Annotated in this window: 16 protein-coding genes; 5 read left to right on the top strand and 11 right to left on the bottom strand. The window is 60.9% G+C overall.

Translation table 11 applies throughout. From position 1 onward, the window contains the following. Positions 1–144: 144 nt before the first annotated feature. From B9Z52_RS09230 to B9Z52_RS09200, 7 genes are all read right to left on the bottom strand, one after another. On the bottom strand, positions 145–3,246 hold the full coding sequence (locus tag B9Z52_RS09230; RefSeq protein WP_108413545.1) for an efflux RND transporter permease subunit: 3,102 nt from the start codon (positions 3,244–3,246) through the stop codon (positions 145–147). A 9-nt stretch (positions 3,247–3,255) separates the two neighbouring features. Then, positions 3,256–4,383 (bottom strand): efflux RND transporter periplasmic adaptor subunit, encoded by a 1,128-nt coding sequence (locus B9Z52_RS09225; protein ID WP_108413544.1) that lies wholly within the window; start codon positions 4,381–4,383, stop codon positions 3,256–3,258. 173 nt (positions 4,384–4,556) lie between these two features. Then, positions 4,557–5,510: an alpha/beta hydrolase gene (locus tag B9Z52_RS09220; RefSeq protein ID WP_108413543.1), complete on the bottom strand. Its 954-nt coding sequence runs from the start codon at positions 5,508–5,510 to the stop codon at positions 4,557–4,559. A gap of 21 nt (positions 5,511–5,531) precedes the next feature. After that, positions 5,532–6,353, bottom strand: a complete 822-nt coding sequence (locus B9Z52_RS09215; protein ID WP_108413542.1) for an amidohydrolase — start codon at positions 6,351–6,353, stop codon at positions 5,532–5,534. A 10-nt stretch (positions 6,354–6,363) separates the two neighbouring features. Further along, positions 6,364–7,203: a shikimate dehydrogenase gene (locus B9Z52_RS09210; protein ID WP_108413541.1), complete on the bottom strand. Its 840-nt coding sequence runs from the start codon at positions 7,201–7,203 to the stop codon at positions 6,364–6,366. Between the two features lie 18 nt (positions 7,204–7,221). Beyond that, complete coding sequence (locus B9Z52_RS09205) at positions 7,222–8,358, bottom strand: ABC transporter substrate-binding protein (RefSeq protein WP_108413540.1); 1,137 nt, start codon at positions 8,356–8,358, stop codon at positions 7,222–7,224. A 130-nt stretch (positions 8,359–8,488) separates the two neighbouring features. Beyond that, positions 8,489–8,833, bottom strand: coding sequence for a YkvA family protein (locus tag B9Z52_RS09200; RefSeq protein ID WP_108413539.1), 345 nt, complete (start codon positions 8,831–8,833; stop codon positions 8,489–8,491). A 90-nt stretch (positions 8,834–8,923) separates the two neighbouring features. Here B9Z52_RS09200 and B9Z52_RS09195 point away from each other — a divergent pair, with 90 nt between their 5' ends. After that, positions 8,924–9,304, top strand: a complete 381-nt coding sequence (locus B9Z52_RS09195; RefSeq protein ID WP_108413538.1) for a YkvA family protein — start codon at positions 8,924–8,926, stop codon at positions 9,302–9,304. 132 nt (positions 9,305–9,436) lie between these two features. Next, positions 9,437–11,938, top strand: a complete 2,502-nt coding sequence (locus B9Z52_RS09190) for a TonB-dependent receptor (protein WP_233251904.1) — start codon at positions 9,437–9,439, stop codon at positions 11,936–11,938. On the opposite strand, the gene B9Z52_RS09185 is transcribed toward B9Z52_RS09190, so the two are convergent. Genes B9Z52_RS09185 through B9Z52_RS09170 form a run of 4 tightly spaced genes read right to left on the bottom strand, consistent with a single transcriptional unit; the run spans position 11,931 to position 15,140 of the window. Beyond that, a complete protein-coding gene (locus B9Z52_RS09185) occupies positions 11,931–12,572 on the bottom strand; it encodes a response regulator transcription factor (RefSeq protein WP_108413537.1) in 642 nt (213 codons plus the stop codon). The genes B9Z52_RS09190 and B9Z52_RS09185 overlap by 8 nt on opposite strands. Then, complete coding sequence (locus tag B9Z52_RS09180) at positions 12,569–13,498, bottom strand: ATP-binding protein (RefSeq protein WP_158270527.1); 930 nt, start codon at positions 13,496–13,498, stop codon at positions 12,569–12,571. Before B9Z52_RS09180 ends, B9Z52_RS09185 begins: the two co-directional genes overlap by 4 nt. A 30-nt stretch (positions 13,499–13,528) precedes the next feature. Next, entirely contained in the window at positions 13,529–14,149 is a 621-nt protein-coding gene (locus B9Z52_RS09175; RefSeq protein WP_108413535.1) for a cytochrome b, read from the bottom strand. 43 nt (positions 14,150–14,192) lie between these two features. Next, positions 14,193–15,140, bottom strand: coding sequence for a beta-propeller fold lactonase family protein (locus B9Z52_RS09170; RefSeq protein WP_108413534.1), 948 nt, complete (start codon positions 15,138–15,140; stop codon positions 14,193–14,195). Between the two features lie 416 nt (positions 15,141–15,556). Here B9Z52_RS09170 and B9Z52_RS09165 point away from each other — a divergent pair, with 416 nt between their 5' ends. From B9Z52_RS09165 to B9Z52_RS09155, 3 genes are all read left to right on the top strand, one after another. After that, positions 15,557–17,599 carry a 4Fe-4S binding protein gene (locus B9Z52_RS09165; protein WP_233251903.1) on the top strand — a complete coding sequence of 681 codons (2,043 nt, stop codon included), beginning with the start codon at positions 15,557–15,559 and terminating at the stop codon, positions 17,597–17,599. Continuing rightward, on the top strand, positions 17,596–18,606 hold the full coding sequence (locus B9Z52_RS09160) for an FAD:protein FMN transferase (RefSeq protein WP_108413532.1): 1,011 nt from the start codon (positions 17,596–17,598) through the stop codon (positions 18,604–18,606). Before B9Z52_RS09165 ends, B9Z52_RS09160 begins: the two co-directional genes overlap by 4 nt. A gap of 313 nt (positions 18,607–18,919) precedes the next feature. Next, entirely contained in the window at positions 18,920–20,620 is a 1,701-nt protein-coding gene (locus B9Z52_RS09155) for a PQQ-dependent methanol/ethanol family dehydrogenase (RefSeq protein ID WP_108413604.1), read from the top strand. Positions 20,621–20,683: the final 63 nt, after the last annotated feature.

The raw sequence follows: 20,683 nt of genomic DNA, 5'->3' as shown, positions 1-20,683 counted from the left end.
ATGAATAGATAAATCAATACTATAGCGAATTTAAACCCTTGTCATGCAATGATATTTTTTGATAGGCCTTAAAAATTTGCTGATTTTGAGAATAAATTTTATAGCCGAATCAACCGCTTATGGATGGTCAAGGACATGGGCCTCTCAGTCACGAGCCCGCGCCAAACGCCCCCACAGCCGCCCCGACCACTGTCCCAAATCATCCAGGTAGGTGAACACCACCGGGATCACCAACAAACTGAGCACCGTACTGGTGAGCAAGCCGCCGATCACGGCAATGGCCATGGGTGAGCGGAAGCTCGCGTCGGCTGCACCCCAGCCCACGGCAATGGGCAACATGCCTGCGCCCATGGCAATCGTGGTCATGACAATCGGCCGGGCGCGTTTGTGGCACGCGTCCAGAATGGCATCCCAGCGGCTCATGGGCGGCACGGCGGGGTGATCGCCCTCGGCGGGTTTACCGCGCCGCGCTTCAATCGCGTATTCCACCAACAAGATCGAGTTCTTGGTGGCGATGCCCATGAGCATGATCAGGCCAATGAGCGAGGGCATGGAGAAGCTCTTTTGTGCGATCAGCAAGCCCACAAACGCACCGCCCAAAGACAGCGGCAGCGCGACCAAGATGGTGATGGGGTGCAAAAAGCCTTTGAACAGCAACACCAACACGATGTAGATGCACAGCACACCGATCAGCATGGCCAGGCCAAAGCTGGCAAACAGTTCGCCCATGACTTCGGCGTCGCCCACTGCCACCACCTTGACGCCGGGCGGCAAGCTTTGCAGCGCGGGCAGTTGTTGCACCGCTTGTGTCACGTCGCCCAAGGGCATGCCCGACAGCTCGATCTCGAAGTTGATGTTGCGCTGGCGGTCGTAGCGGTCAATCACCGCCGGGCCGCCCGCCACCTCGATGCTGGCCACTTGGCCCAGCATGACGGGACCACGGCTCCCGGGCACCATCAGGCGCTCGAGTGTGCTCAGGTCATGCCTCGACTCGTCACCCAATTTCACGACGATGGGCACTTGGCGCTCCGACAAATTGAGCTTGGGCAATGCCTGGTCGTAGTCGCCCAGCGTGGCCACGCGCAAGGTGTCGCTGATGGCGGCGCTGGTCACGCCCAGGTCGGCGGCTTTGGCAAAGTCGGGGCGCACCGCGATCTCGGGGCGCACCAGGCTGGCGGTGGACGCAATGGAGCCCAGGCCTTGGATGGTGCGCAGGTCACGCTCGACGGCCATGGCGGCGGTTTGCAGGGCTTGTGGGTCTTCACCGGTGAGCACCAGCACGTATTTCTCGCCCGAGCCGCCCAAGCCCACTTTGCTGCGCACGCCGGGCAGTTGTTGCAACTTTGTGCGGATGTCGTTTTCTATCACCTGCTTGCGCGGGCGCTTGCCGCGTTCGGTCAGCTGGATGGTGAGCGTGGCCTTGCGCACCTCGGCCGCACCACCACCGGCAAACGGGTCGCTGCCCGCACTGCCGCCACCGATGGTGGTGTAGACGCTTTTGACATCGTTCACCGTCATGAGCAGCTTGCGGGCGTGTTCGGCGCTGGCCTGGGTTTGCGCCAAAGTCGAGCCAGGGGGAAGCTCCACATAAACCTGGGTTTGCGAGTTGTCGTCCGGCGGAATGAAGCCCTTGGGCAGCAGCGGCACCAGCATGATGGAGCCGATGAAAAACAAGGTGGCCAGCACCATGGTGACCAAGCGGTGCCGCATGCACCAAGTGGCCCAAACCATGTAGCGCTTGAGCCAGCCCGGCTCGTGCGCGGCCGTGACGATGGGCTTCAAAATGTAAGCCGCCATCATGGGCGTGAGGACCCGCGCCACCACCAGCGAGGCGAACACCGCGAGCGACGCCGTCCAGCCAAACTGCTTGAAGAACTTGCCCGGAATGCCGCTCATGAAGGCCGTGGGCAAAAACACCGCGATCAGGGTGAAGGTGGTGGCGATCACGGCCAGACCGATTTCGTCGGCCGCTTCCATGGCCGCCTGATACGGTGACTTGCCCATGCGCAAATGGCGCACGATGTTTTCCACCTCGACAATCGCGTCGTCCACCAGCACACCGATCACCAAAGACAGCGCCAGCAAAGTCACCACGTTGATGGAAAAGCCCAAGTAAGCCATGCCAATGAAGGCCGGGATGACCGACAGCGGCAGCGCCACCGCCGACACAAAGGTGGCCCGCCAGTCGCGCAAGAACAGCCACACCACCAGCACCGCCAAAATCGCACCCTCGTACAGCAGCACGAGTGAGCCCTTGTATTCCTCTTCTACCGGGGTCACAAAGTCGAAGGATTCGGTGATCTCGATGTCCGGGTTTTGCAGCCGGTAATCGGCCAGCGCCTGACGCACCAAGCGGCCCACGGCCACTTCGCTCTCGCCTTTGCTGCGCACCACCTCAAAGCCCACCACGGGCACACCGTTGAGGCTGGCTGCAGAACGGGCATCGGCCAGCGTGTCGCTCACGGTGGCCACTTGGTCCAAACGGATACGGCCGCCGCGCGAGCTGGCCAGCTCGATCTGACCCACCTCTTGCGCCGTTTTGACGGTGGCCAGCGTGCGCACGGGTTGTTCGCCCGTGCCCACATCCATGCGCCCGCCCGAGCCTTCTTGCTGCACCTGCTTGAGCTGGCGCGACACCTCGGCCGCCGTGATGCCCAGTGACTGCAAGCGGTTCACGTCCAGCGCCACGCGCACTTCGCGCGTCACGCCGCCCACGCGGTTGACGGCACCCACACCCCGCAGCGACAAGAGTTTGCGGGTGATGTCTTTGTCGACCAACCAAGACAGCGCCTCGTCGTCCATGCGCGACGAGCGCACGGTGTAGGCCAACACGGGCGAGCCGGCCAGGTTGAGCTTTTGCACCACCGGGTCGCGCAGGTCGCCGGGCAAATCGGCCCGCACGCCCTGAATGGCGGAGCGCACGTCGTCCACCGCCTCCTGGCTGGGCTTTTCCATGCGGAACTCGGCGGTGATGGACACCACGCCGTCTTGCACCTTGGTGGTGATGTGTTTGAGACCCTGCAGCGGGGCCAGCGCGTTTTCGAGCTTGCGGGCCACATCGGTTTCGAGCTGCGAGGGCGCAACCCCAGGCAGGCTGGCGGTGACCGAGATGGTGGGCACGTCCAGGTCCGGAAAGTTTTGCACTTTCATGGACCCAAAAGCGATGAAACCGGCCAGCGTCAGCAGCACAAACAGCATGACGGCCGGGATCGGGTTGCGGATCGACCAAGAAGAGACGTTGAGCATGACGTCCCTTTATTTGGTGGCTGGGGCTGCTGGCGCGGCTTGAGCGGCTGGCGCATCCACCACACGCACCGTGTCGCCGTGGTTCAGGAATGCCCCGCCACTGGCCACCACGCTGGCATCGGCTTTCAGGCCGCTCGTCACCTCGACGCGGCCTGCGCTTTGGCGTCCGGTTTGCACCTTGAGCTGGCTGACCTTTTGGTCGGCCCCCACGGTGTAGACATAACTGAAACCGTCTCGCACCACCACCGCCGCTTGTGGCACGGTGAGCGCCTGGCTTTGGCCCAGCGCGATCTCGCCTTGGGCGTACATGCCAGCGCGGGCGCTGCCGGTTTGCGCGGGCAAGTCGACATAGACCAATGCGTTGCGGGTTTGGGCATCGACCGACGGAGCCACCATGCGCACCTTGCCTTGCAACAGCTGGCCACTGGCGGCTTTGATTTGCACGGGCGCACCCACCTGGATACGGCCAATCTCGGCAGCGGTCACTTCAGCCCGCCACTCGATGCGGCCCTGGCGAATCAGGCGGAACAACTCGGCGCCTGCGCCCACCACACTGCCCACGGTGGCCTGCCTGGCCGAGATCACGCCCGCATCGGGCGCACGCACCTGGGTTTGTGACAAGCGCACGTTTTGCAGCTGCACCATGGCGCGGGCGGACTGCACACGGGCCACAGAAGAGGCCTCTGCGGCCAGCGCTTGGCTCAGCTGCGCTGCACTGAAAAAGCCTTGCTGCTGAAGACTTCGAGCGCGATCGGCCTGGGCTTTGGCCTCTTGGGCGCTGGCCGTGGCTTCGGCGAGCAGGCCTTCGGCCTGCGCCAGCTCGGCCCGCAAGCTGTCGGCCTGCAAAGTGGCCAGCACGTCACCGCGCTGCACCCGGTCACCCACGTTCACACGCACCTCGGTGATCTTCAGGCCATTGGCCTCGGCCCCAACGATGGCTTCTTGCCAAGCGGCCAGATTGCCGTTGGCGCTGATTTTTTGGGCCAGGCTGATGGCCTGGGGAACGGCCACAGTCACGGTCAAGCTGGGCTTGGCCGACGGCTGAGGCTTGCCCTTTTCATCGGCAGCACAAGCTGCACCCCCAATACCCCCCCAAACAGCGACCAACAAACAGCCTGTCCATGCAGATTTTTTCATGATTGACCCAGTGACCCAAGATGGGTGTGAGTTTATCGGGGTGCATGAAGTCCATTGACGTCAATGGCCCATTGTTGCGTGCTCAAAACCACAGGGCACCTCTTCAGGTGGTGGAGTGAGTGGCGCTGGAACCAACCAATCGAGACATTGGCACGGCTGGGCAAAAGTGCCGCTCAGCGCACCCGATCCACCAGCTGCTTCATCAGGTGGGTCACGGTTTTGTCCGCGCTGTTGATCGAGTAGATCTCGGACATGTGGCTGTGGCCCATGAGTTTGTAGATGCCTGGGCATTGGCCCGCTTGGCACAAGGCGGCGTTGAGTTGCTCGCTTTGGCGGTGAAAGTCGAGCGGGTCCAGCTCGGCATAGGCCAGCAGCAAAGGCACTTTGGCAGCCACCAGACCGGGCACGGCCGAGCGGGCGGGGTATTGCGCGGCGTCTTGACCGAAGTAGGCTTGCAGGGGCGGGTTGGACTCGGCCGTCGTTGGATCAAAGATGCCCGACAGCAGCACCGCACCCGCCAGGCCCGAGCCGGGCGCGGCATGGAACTGCGGGTGCGCCACGTATTGCGCCACATGCGCCGCGCCGGCCGAGTGGCCCATCAAGATGATGCGTTGAGGGTTGCCGCCGCTGGCAGCGATGTTTTCGCGCACCCATTTCAGGGCCGACTGGATGTCTTGTTGCGCGGCGGGCCAGGGGTTGGCTGGGGCCAGGCGGTAGGTCATGTTGACGCCGACCATGCCCTGGCGCACGGCCCAGAGCATGATGTTGTCGTAAAACGGGCTGTCGCCGGTGCGGCGCTCGCCGCGCATAAAGGCACCGCCGTGCACGAACACCAGCACGGGCTGCTTGGCTTGTGGTTTGTCGGGGGTGAACACATCGAGCAAGTTCCGAGCATCGCTGCCGTAACGCACGTCGCGGCGCACCTGAACGCCCGCATAGGACTCGCGCTCAGCCAGCGGGGCGTAGAGTTTTTCAGTGGGGGGCGGCGCGACGACCGGGCCGATCTTGAGCAGTTCGGCGGCGATCTGGGCTGGGACGGCCGAAGGGACTTCGACGGTTTTGGAAGTGGGCACGCCAGCGCACCCGACAAGGCCCGCAGACAGAATGGCAGTCAGGACAGTACGCATGGGGAACACTCCAATAAGGGCTTAAAACCCGAAATGCCGCTTGGGGGAATCCCACAACATGGCGGCACGCTCGGCTGGGGAAAACTGCGACTCAAACACCTTGAGCATGGGGCCGTAGTCCAGCCGGTAAGGTGCTTTGAGGTAGGGCCAGTCAGACGCCCACACGCATTGGTGAACGCCGAAGTTGTGCACCAATGCGTCGGCATACGGGCGCACATCGGGGAACGGGAAACCCGCTTGCGAGAATTTGGCGTAGCCCGACACCTTGACCACAGCGCGGCCTTCGCGGCCCAGTGCCAGCAGGGTCTGAAAACCCGCTTGCTGCATGTCCGCGTCCAGCGTGGGGCGGCCGCAGTGGTCAAACATCATCTTGGCCTGCACCCGCTCCAGCATGGGCATGAAGTCGAGCAACAGGTCTTTTTCGACCTGAAACTGCGCCCACAGGTCCAGCGCTTTCAGGCGCATGAGCAGGGGCTCGATGTCGGCGTAATACCCAAAGCCGTGCAGGGCCGGGTTGAAGGCGATGCCGATCACACCGCGTGATTTCAAATCGGCCAGCGTCTCCAGCGAGCAGTCCTTGGGCACAACGGCGATGCCTTTGTAGTGGCCTTGGCCCATGGCGATGGCGTCCAGCAGGCAGCGGTTGTCGGTGCCGTAGCCCGAGTTGGGGCCGACCAACAGGGCGTGCGCCACGCCATGACAGGCCATGACTTCCAGAAAGTAGCGGGCATCGCCCATCTCTTGCCCAGCGGGGCGGTAGCCCACATCGGGCGCATACGGAAAGCGCTGAGGGTCCAGCACGTGGCAGTGCGAGTCGATCTTGCGCTCGTCAAAGATGGACATGCGGTGCCCGTCAGAAGGTGGCCAAGATGGCTTGCTTGAGTTCGGGGGTGATCTCGGGCATCACGCCAAACCAAGCCTTGAAGGCAGGACGCGCTTGGTTGAGCAGCATGCCCAGACCATTGACGGTGGTGTGGCCGCGCAAACGCGCAGCTTGCAGCAATGGGGTTTCGAGCGGGATGTAAATCACGTCCGACACCATGGCCGACAACGGCAGGACGTCGAGCGCCACATCGAGCGGCGGCTGACCGTACATGCCTTGGTTGGTGGTGTTCACCAACAAAGCCGCACCGTCCATGGCCGCGTTGCGCTCGGCCCAGGGCACGACCTTGACGACGGCTTCCAGACCGGCGGCCAAGGCCTGGGCTTTGTCGATGCTGCGGTTGGTCAGGCGGATCTCGCGAGCACCCTCGTCGATCAGGCTCAGCACCACGGCACGCGCCGCACCGCCAGCGCCCAACACGAACACAGGGCCTGCGTCGGCACGCCAATCGGGCTTCACATCCTTGAGGCTCTGAATGTAGCCATAACCATCGTTGTTGAAGCCGTGCAAGCTGCCGTCGTCCTGCACCACGATGCAATTGATCGCGCCCATGCGCAGGGCCACTGGGTCGACCACGTCCATGAAAGCCAGCGCTGCAACTTTGTGCGGCAACGAAATGTTGCAGCCCGCCAGACCCAAGGCAGACAAGCCGCGAATGGCCGCTTGCAGATTTTGTGGCTCAACCTGAAAGTGGCCGTAAGCGCCCTTCAAGCCGTATTGAGCCAGCCAGTGGTTATGAAGAATCGGCGAGCGCGACTGAAGGATGGGCGAGCCCATCACCCCGGCCAGTTTGAACTTGGTGTGTTCCATCGGTGTGTGGTTGAGGGTTTATTTCTTGTTGACGGGCGGCAAGATGTCGGTGACCACTTGTTTGCCGCCCACCACTTTGGTCATGTAGCTTTCGCGGTCCAGGTCGCCATTGGCGTCGTAGCTCAAGTCCAGCAATAAGCCGGGCGTGGTCTTGGCCGAGAGGCTGATGTTTTTCATGGCGGCGGCAAAGGCCTTGGCATCGAACTTGCCGATCTTCTCGGTCACAGCCTTGACGGTGTAAATGCCGATGTAACCCTTGAGGCCGTTGTGGTCGGTGCGCGACTTGAATTCGCGCTGGTAGGCCTCGTCAAATTTCTTCACGCTGGGCTGCGGCGCGTCGGCGGTCAAGCCCACATGGGCCACAGCGCCATTGGCGGCATCACCGGCCAACTCGATCACTTTCTGGCTGGTCAGAACCGTCTCGCCGATCACGGGTTTGTTGTAGCCCTGCTTTTTCAGCTCGCGCAGCAAGCGGGCCGACTCTTCCTCATTGGAGTACACAAACACGGCATCGCCACCGGACTGCTTGACCTTGATGACCGCGCTGCTGAAGTCAACTTGGCCAGGTTCGGTGGACACATCGGCCCCGACCTTGATGCCACGGGCTTCAAGCGCCTTGTTGATCAGGTCACGGCCGCCTTTGCCGAAATCGTTGTTCACATAGATCACATCGACCACTTTGGCCTTGACCGTGTCCTTGATGTAGCCCGCGATCTTGGGCATGGCGGTCGATTGCGTGAACGAGGTGCGGAACACATAGGGGTTGCCCTGCTGCGTGATGGCCGCCGCTTCGCCGCCCGTGAAGTTCGGAATCTCGGCGCGGCGGGTGGCCGCCATGCTCACCAAAATGGAGCCCGAAAACACCGGGCCCATGACCACGTAGGCACCATCGTCGGCGGCTTTTTCGGCCAGGCCTTTGGCCACGCCGGGGTTGGACTGGGTGTCGCTGGCGCTGTAGTCGATCTTGCGGCCCAGGATGCCGCCTGCGGCATTGATTTCCTTGACGGCCAGCTTCATGCCGTTGTCAAAGTTGGTGCCCGAAGTGGCGCCGGTGCCGGTCAGCTCGACCAGGCCGACAATCTTGACCGTTTGCGCCTGCACCGCAGCCGATGCGAACAGTGCGCTGATCAGCGCGGTTTTCAAAAATGCATTCATGGGGGTCTCCTGTGGGTGCGGGCGGCACAACGCCCTTGTGTAGAACCGATGTCTTCACGCATCTTGCTTGAGGTGTCTGTGCATCGCCATCAGGGAATACGTGACTGAAAGCCCCCTTGGGCACAAGCCCTCACGAAAACCAAGTACGAACCTTGTCGCGGGCTTGTTGCTTGACGTCATCGCTCACGTACATGGCGACCGTCAATACGGCCGAGACCAGCACGCCCAGGTCGTCCGAGTAGCCCAGCACCGGCGTGATGTCGGGCACCGCGTCGATCGGCGAGATGAAGTAAGTCAATGCGCCATAGATGACGGTCTTGGCCCACAGCGGGGTGTCGGGCCGCTGGGCGGCATAGTACAAACACAATGCTTTTTCAACCACGTCCTTGCCAGCGATCAAGGCAGCATTGCGGAGCTTGTCCCACAGGTGCTCGTCTTTGAACTCGGGTTTGTCCAGCAGTTTGTCCTGGGTCATGAATGCCTTCCGGTGGCGTTACGATGGGTGTCTGTCCATTTTGCCCCCACAACGCCCTTTCTGCCCGGTTTGACAAAGCCATAGACCGCCATGCTCCAATCCATCAAATCCTGGGCGCGCCAGATCAAGCAAGATGTGGTCGCCGTCTATTTCGCAGCGCGCGACCCGCGCACGCCATGGTTCGCCCGCATGCTGGCCCTGCTGGTGGCCGCCTATGCACTCAGCCCCATCGACCTGATTCCCGATTTCATTCCGGTGCTGGGCTACCTGGACGATCTGCTGATCGTGCCCCTGGGTCTGCTGGCCGTGATCCGATTGCTGCCACCCGATGTGCTTTTGGAAGCCCGAATGCAAGCGACGGCCTTATTGGCGCGGCCCCGCAGCCGTGCAGCCGCTGTGTGCTTTGTTGTGGTCTGGCTCATCGGCGGCGCATGGCTGATTCACCTGGCATTGACACAGGCTTGGCTTTAAAACAGCAGGTATCCATCAGAAACACGGCGGGATTTTTTCCCTGTCGCTTGTGACGCCGCCGCCCTAAAGTAGAACCATAGGAATATGGTCCCTGTTTTGCGGATCGATCGTGTTGGTTTCAGGTGGTACCCGATGGTGAAAAATTTTCGGTTTTCGTGGATGCCGTTGGCGTTGACGGCACTCTGTGCGCACTTGACGGCACAGGCACAAGAGCTTACGCCACGCGCAGAAGTTGTGACTGTGATCGGCACCTTGCCAGTCCCCGGCGTGAACCAACCCCTGTCCGAGATCGCCTCGGCCGTGCAGACCGCCACCAGCGCAGAAATCGATGCAAGTCAGGCCTTGAACCTGTCTGATTTCATGAACCAAAGGCTGGGTGGCGTGCATGTCAACAATACACAAGGCAATCCGTTCCAGATGGACGTGAGCTACCGGGGTTTTACCGCGTCACCCTTGCTGGGCACGCCGCAAGGCCTGTCGGTGTACATGGACGGGATGCGCATGAACCAGCCTTTTGGCGATGTGGTGAGCTGGGATCTGATGCCACGCAGTGCGATCGCCAGCATCACGCTGATGCCCGGCTCCAACCCGCTGTTTGGCCTGAACACATTGGGCGGGGCTTTGTCCATACAGACCAAGTCGGGGCTCACGCACGCAGGCACGTCGGTCACCGGCACCGCAGGGCAATACGGCCGCCGCTCAGCTGAGTTTGAACACGGTGGGCGTAACGAACAAGGCCTGCACTGGTGGATCACCGGCAACAGCTACAACGAGACAGGCTGGCGTGATGCCTCACCCTCACAGGTTCGGCAACTGTTTGGAAAACTGGGCTACAAAGACGGCAGCACCGATGTGGCTTTGTCCATCTCGCACGCCGACAACGCACTCACCGGCAATGGCATGCAAGAAATGCGCATGCTGGCCAATGCGCGCAACAGTGTCTACACCCGCCCCGACCAGACCGAGAACCGCGCTACGCAGATCAACCTAACCGCCAAGCATGCCTTGAGCGACGAGCTGATTTTTTCTGGCAATGCTTACGCCCGCAGCGTGCACACCCGCAGCCTCAATGGCGATGTGAACGACAACGCACTGGGCCAGTCCGTCTACCAACTGAGTGCGAATGATCGCTCGGCCTTGCAAAATTCTGGCTACACCAACTACCCAGCGGGCGCAGGGGCCAACGCCAGCAATACCCCGTTCCCGATGTGGCGCTGCATTGCACAGGCCTTGCAAGGCGACGAACCGGCCGAAAAATGCACCGGCCTGCTCAACCGCACCCGCACCGAGCAAAGCAACGTCGGCTTTGCCGGTCAATGGACATGGCTGGCCCCACTGGCCGGACAACGAAACCAGCTGACCGGCGGGTTGGCTTATGACAAGAACCAAACCCGCTTTGAACAAACCAGCGAACTGGGCTACCTCAACCCCGACCGCAGTGTGACGGGTGTCAAGGTTTATGCTGATGGTGTCACCGGCGGAACCTTGGACGGCGTGCCTTTTGACAACCGGGTGGACCTGCGCGGCCAAGCCACCACCTGGAGCTTGTACGCCACCGATACCTTGTCATTCAACGAGCGCCTACACCTGACGCTGTCAGCGCGCTATAACCACACGCACATCCGCAACAACGACCAGATCACCCCAGGGGGTGGCACGGGTTCGCTTGATGGGGACCATTCATTCAGCCGACTGAACCCGGCGCTGGGACTGGCTTTTGTTGTCAGCCCTGCTGTGAGCGCCTATGTCGGCTACAACGAAGGCAGCCGCACCCCCACTTCGACCGAACTGGGCTGCGCAGACCCGGCAAGCCCCTGCAAATTGCCCAATGCCATGGCTGGTGACCCACCGCTGCGGCAAGTCGTCACCAAAACCTGGGAAGCCGGCTGGCGCGCCAAATTGTCACCCCAGACCCAATGGACTGCTGGCGTATTCCGCGCCGACAACACGGACGACATCCTGTTTGTCGCATCGGACACCCAAAACGGTTTTGGTTACTTCCGCAACTTCGGCCAAACCCGACGCCAAGGCCTGGAGCTGGGCGTACAAAGCCGCTATACCCGTTGGGCCTTCGGTGGCCAATACACTTGGCTGCAGGCCACTTACCAAAGCCCCGAAACATTGGGCGGCTCGGCCAACAGCAGCAGCGATGCCAGCGCCCCCGGGCTGGACGGTAACATCAGCGTGCGCCCGGGCGACTCCATCCCACTCATGCCCCGGCACATCCTCAAGCTGCATGCTGATTACCAAGCCAACAACGCATGGCGCGTGGGTGCCAGCATGGTGGCCACCAGCAGCATGCTGGCCAGGGGCAACGAAAACAACCAGCACCAGCCCGATGGGCTGAACTACCTGGGCTCGGGTCGCACCGCGGGGTATGCGGTGTTCAACCTGAACGCACGCTACCAGAGCGCACCCGACACCACTTGGACCCTCAACATCGCCAATCTTTTCAACGCCGCATACGCCAGCGCCGCCCAGATGGGCCCCACCGCCTTCAGTGCAAACGGCCAACAGTTTGTGGCGCGACCTTATGCAGCCGTTGGCAACGCATATCCACGACAAAATTCGATGTTTGTGGCGCCGGGAGCGCCGCGCACCTTTTGGCTGAGCCTGCGCCAACGCTTTAACTGAAGGCGCGATCAATGATGTGGTGCCGCTGAGCCAGGTGCACCAAGGCTGCAGAAGTACCGACCCCCAACTTTTCCCGAATCAGGGTTTGGTTATTGGCCACGGTTTTCAAACTCAGGTTCAGCAGTTGGGCACATTCGGCAGCCGTGTGCCCCAGCGCCAGCAAACGCCAGATCTCAATTTCACGCAAAGTGAGTTGTGCCACCAGCACGCTTTCGTCATCTGCGACTTCGCTCAACAGCGCTGGATCCAGGTCATCACTCAGGAAGCGCTCACCGGTCATCACCTGCAGCACGGCCTGCGCCAAGTTGTCGGGTGGTGCGTTTTTGGTGACAAAGCCCGCAGCACCTCCTTCAAGAGCGCTTCGCACCAGGGTCGGGCTGTCGTGCATGCTGCACATCAGCACCCGGGCATCCGGGTCGCGCTGGCGGATTTTGCGCAAAAGCTCCAGTCCCCCCGTGCCGGGCATGGACACATCCGAGATGGTGACATCAGGGCAGTGCTCAAGAAATGCAACATAAGCTTCCTGAACGGACGCGGCTTGCGCCACCACTTGGATGGCGTCGGCCTGCTCCAGCAAGCGCGAATAACCGGCACGCACCACCGGATGGTCATCCACCAACAACACCCGGATCATGGCTGGCGCTGCTTTAAAAGTGACACCAATGGCAATGTGGCCACCACGTGCACACCGGGTCGAGCGTCTTGCCAGACAATCGCGCCGTGCAAACTGGCCACCCGTTCGTGCATGCCCACACAACCCAGGCCCAAGGCGTGCTCGGCATCTACAGGGATACCGCAACCGTTGTCTTCAATGCTGAGCATCAATGCATCGCCTTGGACCACAACCGCTACCTGCACGCGTGTAGCCCTGGCGTGCCGAGCGACATTGGTCAAAGCCTCCTGAATCAATCGGTACACACTGATGCTGGCGTAATCGAGGAACGCGTCGGGCAAGCCTTTTGCCACAAAAGTGCAAGCCACCCCGCATTGCATCTGCCAATTGCGGCACAGTTCGTGCAAAGCACGCTCCAGGCCCAAGCTGTCCAGGTGCGCCGGGCGCAGCCGAGTCAACATGTCGCGCGCCAGCCTGTGCATCCGGTGCGCTGCATCATCCACCCGCTGGGCAGCACTGACCACTTGCTCGGGTTGGGCATGCGCGGCTTTCGCAATGTAAGCCGCCTCAATGCGCAAAGCGGTACAAGCCTGTCCCACTTCATCGTGAAGGTCACGCGCCAACAGTTGACGTTCGTCTTCTTGGGCGGTGAAAAGGCGCTGCGTCAGGTCGCGGTTGTGGGCCAGCAACTCCGACACACGGACCTGAGCGGCTTTGCGCTCCATCAGCTCGGCTTGGGCATCGCGCACACGCCGCCAAGCAAACCAAGCCAGGCTGAGCGACAGCACCAAGAGTGTCAAAGGCAGTTCGTCCAGTTGCAATGCTTCGTGCTGCCGCAACCACGGCACCAGCCTCTCAGACAATTCGAGCTTTGAAGTCAAAACGACAAATCCCAGAACCGCCGCCAGCACACTCACGCCATCACGCCACGAACTTGACACAAGCATGCGGAGATTGCCCAGCATCACCGGCGACCCTCAAGCTGCCGTTTCGGGCGCAGCGGCACCGGCTTTTTGTGCCACAGGCCAGATGCGCGAGAACACGCCGTCACGGCGCAGCACATGCCACAAAGTGGCCATCACATGCAGCACGATCAGGCCTATGAAAACGTAAGAGGTGCCCGTATGCACCGAGCTCAGCAGGTTTTTCAAATCAGGTTCGGCCTGCCACAGACGGGGCAGAGGTGTACCAAAAAACTTGATCGGGTATTGGGTGAAGCTCGAACCCAAAAAGCCACTCAAGGGCATGGTAAACATGCAAACATACAGCAGCGCATGTGAGATGCCCGCTGCCTGCTGTTGCCAGCACGGCAGTGCTTTGGGCCATCCAGGGCGGGCATGGGTCAGTCGCCACACACCACGCAGCAAGATCAACAAACCCAATAGCAAACCGACGGATTTGTGCCAATTGAACCATTCGGCGCGCAAACCCGGCGGGGTCTTGGGCACGCCGTCCATCCAGATGCCCAAAGTCAGTTGGTACATCAGACCCACGGCCAACAACCAATGCAAAACAATGGCGATACGGGTATAGCGCAAGCGGCTTGTGTCTTGAACCGTCGCTTCAGCGAAGGGGGGCCATGCAGGCGTTTTGTTCATGCGAAGTCAATCCAGGTTGTCTGAAGCGGTACGTCAACACGATTCAATTGGCAGCAGTGCCCCAAGGCAGTTTGCCCACAGGAATACTTTTGAGTGATTCGAAGTTCTGGGTATCCACCACGCCCACCGCGTGACTGCGGCCAGATGCCACATAAAGTTTTTTGCCATCGCGGCTGATCGCCATGTTCCAGGGTCTCTGGCCGACGGGTGCCTTGGCCACCACCTTGAAGCTGGCCGTATCCACCACGGCCACATTGGCATCACCGCCATTGCTGGCAAACAACCACCGACCGCTGGGGTGCATGGCCAGACCATTGGTGCGCAGGCCAACTGCCAGCCGCCCTTTCACGCTCAGTGTCTGCATGTCGATGGCCACCAACACATTGTCCACTTCTGCGGCGACATAGGCAGTTCGCCCATCCGGGCTGAACGTGATGCCCCGGGGTCGCTGGCCCACGCGCACACTGCCTGTCTGTCGCTGGGCGGCTACATCCACCACATCTATCTGGTCCGCTTCTTCTGCCGACACCAACAGCAGCTTGCCGTCGGGACTGAACACGGCATGCTCAGGGTTTTTACCTTGTACCGGGATATTGAACTCCACCTTGAAACTGCGGGTTGACACCAAACTCACGCTGTTGCTGTCTTCGTTGGCAATCGCCAGCCACTTCCCATCGGGCGAGCAATTGACCGCTTCTGGCGAGTCCCCCAAGGTCAGCGTCTTATGCAGTTGGTGGTTGCGGGTGTCAATCACCTGCAACTGCGACTGGTACTGGTTGCTCACATACAAATAGGGGTCGTTGGCGCAAGTGGCCAAGCCGCGTGGCTTGCCACCCAAGGCGATCGTGGCGACAACTTGGTCGGTGTGCACATCGATCACCGAAACATCGCCGCTGCCTTCGTTGGTGACAAAGATCTGGTCAGCCGCCAATGCGGCCTGATGGCAAGTACCGGCAAAACAAACCAGGGCGATCAGATACTGCAAGGTCATGGAAAGAACTCTCGGGGGTTCGTTTTGAAAGGGTGCCTTTGGCTGCAACGCACCCAACTGAAGACACCGAGGAATACTCACACCCACTTGAATGGTTTTGATAGAAATGCTGCTTTTGCTTTTGCAAAATCAATCTTTCTCGGCATGGGCACTTTTCAAAATAGGTGGATTCACTGTAAAGCAAAAGCTGTTCCACACACGGCGCAAAACGGGCAGGGATATCCCCTATGCAACACGGCACCTGTTTTGCTTGTTATTTGAAAACGTGTTGCACGGCGGAACAATCCTGCCCTGCAGTCAATCACTTCAGGAGTTGTATGAGCCTGCGTTGGATGAGGTATTTGGCGTGCTGTTGGACGATTGCAGTGGCGGGTCTGGCCTTACCAGTCCATGCTGGCGTGATGACACACGACACCATGGCAAAAGCGTTTCCTGCGCCGCTGTTGGTCGGCGAAAAAGACCGCGATCTGCCGATATGGCCCATCCTCAAACAAGACCTGACTTCGACCACCGTGGTGGCGTATGCCTACGAGTCGATTGACTTGTCGCCGATTCCCGGCTTCTCCGGTACCCCCTTCAATTTGCTCGTGGCCCTGGACACACAAGGCCAGTTCATGGACGTGCGGGTGATTTCTCATCACGAGCCCGTGTTCCTGGACGGACTGGGCCAGGCCCCATTGATGTCTTTTGTCGACCAGTACAGAGGCTTGTCGCTCAAGCAAAGCATCAAGATCAGCACCGGACAGAACAATGCCGCCAACAAGACCGGCAGCGCCAATGTGTACATCGATGGTGTGGCCAAGGCCACAGCTTCGGTACGCATCCTCAACCAAAGCTTGCTGGCGGCCTCGCTCAAGGTCGCGCGCGCCAAGCTGGGCTACAGCGAAGGGCGTGACCCAGATCTGATCGCCAAGATCAGGCCCGAGGTGTTCCAGCCCATGGACTGGAACGCACTGGTGCGTGCCGGTCTGGTGCACAAGTTCAGCTTCAAGAACCGCGACATCAACAAAGCCTTTGCCGGCACCGCAGGCGAGGGCTTGGACCTCGAGGCTGACAAAGCGCCGGACGAGACCTTCACCGACCTGTATGCGGCGCACCTGAACGTGCCCGCAGTGGGCCGCAACCTGCTCAGCCCCGAACGCTGGGCTTATTTGCAGCAGCGCCTGGAGCCGGGCGACCATGCCTTGCTCTTGATCAGCGCTGGGCGCTACCCGCTGGTGAGTGAAAACTTTGTGCGCGGCACAGTGCCAGACCGCATCACGCTCAAGCAAAGCCAACTGCCCATCGAGATCCGTGACATGGACCTGGACGGTCCGCTGCAGGTGCCTGCGGCCTTGCAAGACGCCCAATGGCGCGTGTTCCGTGTGATCGCCCCAGCGGGCCTGGACCCAGGCCAGCCGCTCGACTTTGAACTGCACGTCACGCGCAGCAAGGGTCTGATGTACGCGGAGGTCGTGCACAAGACCTTCCCCTTCAGCGCCAGCTTGCCAGACGACTACGTTCAAGCCGCCAGCAGTGACCAAAAAACCTGGCGCACCAGCTGGACCGAGCGCTGGCCCGAGCTTCTGGTCCTGACCCTGGGCCTGGCAGTGTTGGCCATTGCTTTGCGCAACCCACCTTGGCTGGTGCGCTCAGCCCAACGGGTGAAGTGGTTTCGCAACACCTATCTGCTGTTCACTCTGGTCTTCATCGGCTGGTACGCGCAAGGGCAGTTGTCCGTCGTCAACCTGACGGCGGTGATCCAGTCGGTGCTCGCCGGACGCAGTCTGGCGTTTTTCCTCTACGACCCGATGACGGTGCTGCTGTGGGCCTTTGTGGCGGTCACTTTCTTCGTGTGGGGGCGCGGCACCTTTTGCGGCTGGCTGTGCCCCTTCGGTGCGCTGCAAGACCTGGTCAGCCAGCTCACGCGGCAACTGGGCCTGAAATGGTTGCGCGTGCCTGCGCTTTGGGACCAGCGCCTCAAGCGCCTCAAATACGTGGTGCTGGCCGCCATCTTGCTCAGCGCCTGCCTGTCGGTGAGCCTGACCGATGCGCTGGTCGAGGTCGAGCCCTTCAAGACCAGCATCACGCTGAACTTTGTGCGGGCTTGGCCCTTTGTGTTGTGGGCTGTGGCACTGGTGGTGCTCAGCTCTTTCTTCTACAAGGGTTACTGCCGTTATCTGTGCCCGCTGGGCGCGGGCATGGGCCTGCTGGGCCGTTTGCGTCGAGGCGACTGGATTGCGCGGCGCAGCGAATGTGGTCAGCCCTGCCAGCGTTGCCGCAGTGACTGCGCTTACCAGGCCATCACGCCCCGGGGCACGGTGGATTACGACGAGTGCTTCCAGTGCCTGGACTGTGTGGTGATTTACGAAAGCGATGCGCTGTGCGTGCCATTGATGCAACAGAAAAAATCGGCCCGTGATGGCCTCGTGATCCCCATCGTGGCGCTGCCCGCCACGCCAAACCGGAAGATGTCATGAAACGTCGCGCTTTCATCCAATCGGCCTGGGGGCTGGGTGGCCTGGCACCCTTCTCGGTACAGGCCTCCCCCGCTGTCACGCCCCGGCCCCTCATCTGGCGCGAGACCCATTTCACAGGACTGGGCACCCTGCTGAGCATCCGCGCCGCCCACGCGCACAGCGCCACACTCGAGGCAGCGCTGGCAGCGGCGCGGCAAACGGTCGAACGCATCGAAGACCAGATGAGCCTGTTTCGCCCAGACAGCGCCATCAGCCGACTCAACCGCGAAGGACAGTTGAGCCATCCCGCGCCCGAATTGCTCGCGCTTGTACAACGCAGCCAACAGATCGCGCAGCAAAGCCGGGGCGCATTTGACATCACCGTGCAGCCGCTGTGGCAGCTGTACGCCCGAGCCCAAGCGCAAGGCCGCCTGCCCAGCGCGCGCGAAGTGCAAGCCACACGCCAAAAGGTGGGCTGGCAGCATCTGCACATCACGCCCGAGCGCATGGCCTTTGCCCGACCGGGTATGGGCATCACACTCAACGGCATTGCACAAGGCCATGCCGCCGACCGGGTGCGCGAGGTCTTGCAGGCCCACGGCATTGCACATGCGCTGGTCAACACTGGCGAGTGGGCACCTCTGGGTCAATCGCCTGCCGGGCAGGACTGGGTTTTGGGTGTAGCCAACCCGCGCGCGGCCACCCCTGCAGACCCGCAAGTGGCTGCGCGGCTGGCCCTGCAGGGGCGCTGCCTGGCGACATCCGCCGATGACGCTAGCGCCTTCACACCCGACCGGCAGCACCATCACATCTTCAACCCGCACACGGGCTTGTCGCCACCGGACATCGCCAGCGTGACGGTGGCGGCACCCGACTGCACCCTGGCCGACGCGCTGACCAAAGTCCTGTTTGTGGCCGGTTATGCGCGAGCGCTGGCGGTGGCCCGAGTCTGGCAGGCCGATGCTCTGGTCATCCATAAAACAGGTCGGTTGCAATCATCCGCAGGTCTGCAGCGCCTGGCGGTGTGACAGCGCCCAGCGGCAACAGCCACAGCTGTACCAAAACAGAACAATGTCACACCCTAGACCAGGGTCTTTGTCACACGCCGTTCGGCATGGCCACGTCGGCAGACCGATCTGCAGACTTTTCCTCTCTCAGAAAGGGTATCGGACGTGGCTTGAAAATCTGGCACGCCTATTGCTGAACCCATCGCACGGACGGAGTCGGTCTGAATCAGGCCCCTGTTCGCACCTCCTTAGACTGACAAATTTTTGTCGTTTTTTTAACAAAATCACAAACCGGAGAGACACCGTGAAAAGAAAACTTCTGAGCTTGCTGGTCATGATGGCAGCCGCCCAAATGGCAGCGCCCGTGTCGGCACAAGTCACCGACGCCATGATCGCCAAAGACGCCACTGACACCGACTCGGTGCTGAGCTGGGGCATGGGCACACAAGGCCAGCGATTCTCGCCCCTGACCAGCATCAACACCAAAAACGTGAGCAAGCTCGCGCCGGTGTGGTCCATGTCGTTTGGCGGTGAAAAGCAGCGCGGTCAGGAATCGCAGCCGCTGGTCTACAAAGGCAAGATGTTCGTCACGGCCTCTTACTCGCGCATCTTTGCGGTGGACGTGAAGACCGGCGAAAAGCTCTGGAAGTATGAGCACCGTTTGCCCGAAGGCATCATGCCTTGTTGCGACGTCGTCAACCGCGGTGCGGCCCTGTATGACAACCTGGTGATCTTCGGCACGCTCGACGCGCAACTGGTGGCCCTGGACCAGAACACCGGCAAAGTGGTCTGGCGCGAAAAGATCGACGACTACACCGCAGGCTACAGCTACACAGCCGCGCCGCTGATCGCCGAAGGGCTGCTGCTGACGGGCGTGTCAGGGGGTGAATTCGGTGTGGTCGGCCGCGTGGAAGCGCGCGACCCCAAGACCGGCAAACTGGTCTGGTCACGCCCCACAGTTGAAGGCCATATGGGCTACAAGGATGGCAAAGAAAACGGCATCAGCGGCACCACCAACGCCACATGGCCTGGTGAGACATGGAAAACCGGTGGCGCATCCACTTGGTTGGGCGGCTCCTACGATGCCACCACCGGCTTGGCTTATTTCGGCACAGGCAACCCTGGGCCATGGAACAGCCACGTGCGCAAAGGCGACAACTTGTACTCATCGTCCACCGTGGCGATTGATGTCAAGACCGGCAAGATCGCTTGGAGCTATCAAAACACCCCCAACGATGCTTGGGACTTTGACGGCGTGAACGAATTTGTCACCTTCGACATGGATGGCAAGCGCATGGGCGGCAAGGCCGACCGCAATGGCTTCTTTTATGTGAACGATGCCAAAACCGGCAAATTGGTCAATGCCTTCCCTTTCGTGAAGAAAACGACATGGGCCAGCAGCATCGACTTGAAAACAGGACGTCCTGTATTTGACCCCGCCAACCGTCCCGGCGACCCAACGGCCAGCACCGATGGCAAAAAAGGCGCTTCTGTGTTTGCTGCCCCAGGTTTCCTGGGTGGCAAGAACCAAATGCCCATGGCCTACAGCCCCAAGACCCAGTTGTTCTATGTGCCCACCAACGAATGGGGCATGGAAATCTGGAACGAACCCATCAGCTACAAAAAAGGCGCGGCTTACCTGGGCGCGGGCTTCACCATCAAGCCTTTGTTTGATGACCACATCGGCTCGCTGCGTGCCATTGACCCCAAGACTGGCAAAGTGGCATGGGAAGTCAAAAACAGTGCGCCTTTGTGGGGTGGTGTTTTGACCACTGCGGGCGACTTGGTGTTCTGGGGCACGCCAGAGGGTTACCTCAAAGCGGCTGACGCGAAGACAGGCAAAGTATTGTGGCAGTTCCAAACCGGTTCTGGCGTGGTGGCGCCTCCCATCACTTGGAACGACGGTGCTGACCAATACGTGAGCGTGGTCTCGGGTTGGGGTGGAGCGGTGCCTCTGTGGGGTGGTGAAGTGGCCAAGAAGGTCAACTTCCTCGAACAAGGTGGCTCGGTCTGGACTTTCAAACTGTCCAAATAAACGCCGCTTGAGTTGAACGATCCGAAGGGGCGAGGCCCGGTGATGCACCGCCCCGCCCCTTGT

It is taken from the genome of Limnohabitans sp. Jir72 (assembly GCF_003063575.1).
In the GTDB taxonomy this organism is placed as follows: domain Bacteria; phylum Pseudomonadota; class Gammaproteobacteria; order Burkholderiales; family Burkholderiaceae_C; genus Limnohabitans_A.
The sequence above is the reverse complement of the archived record's forward strand: the minus strand, read 5'-3'. Positions and strand labels throughout refer to the sequence as shown.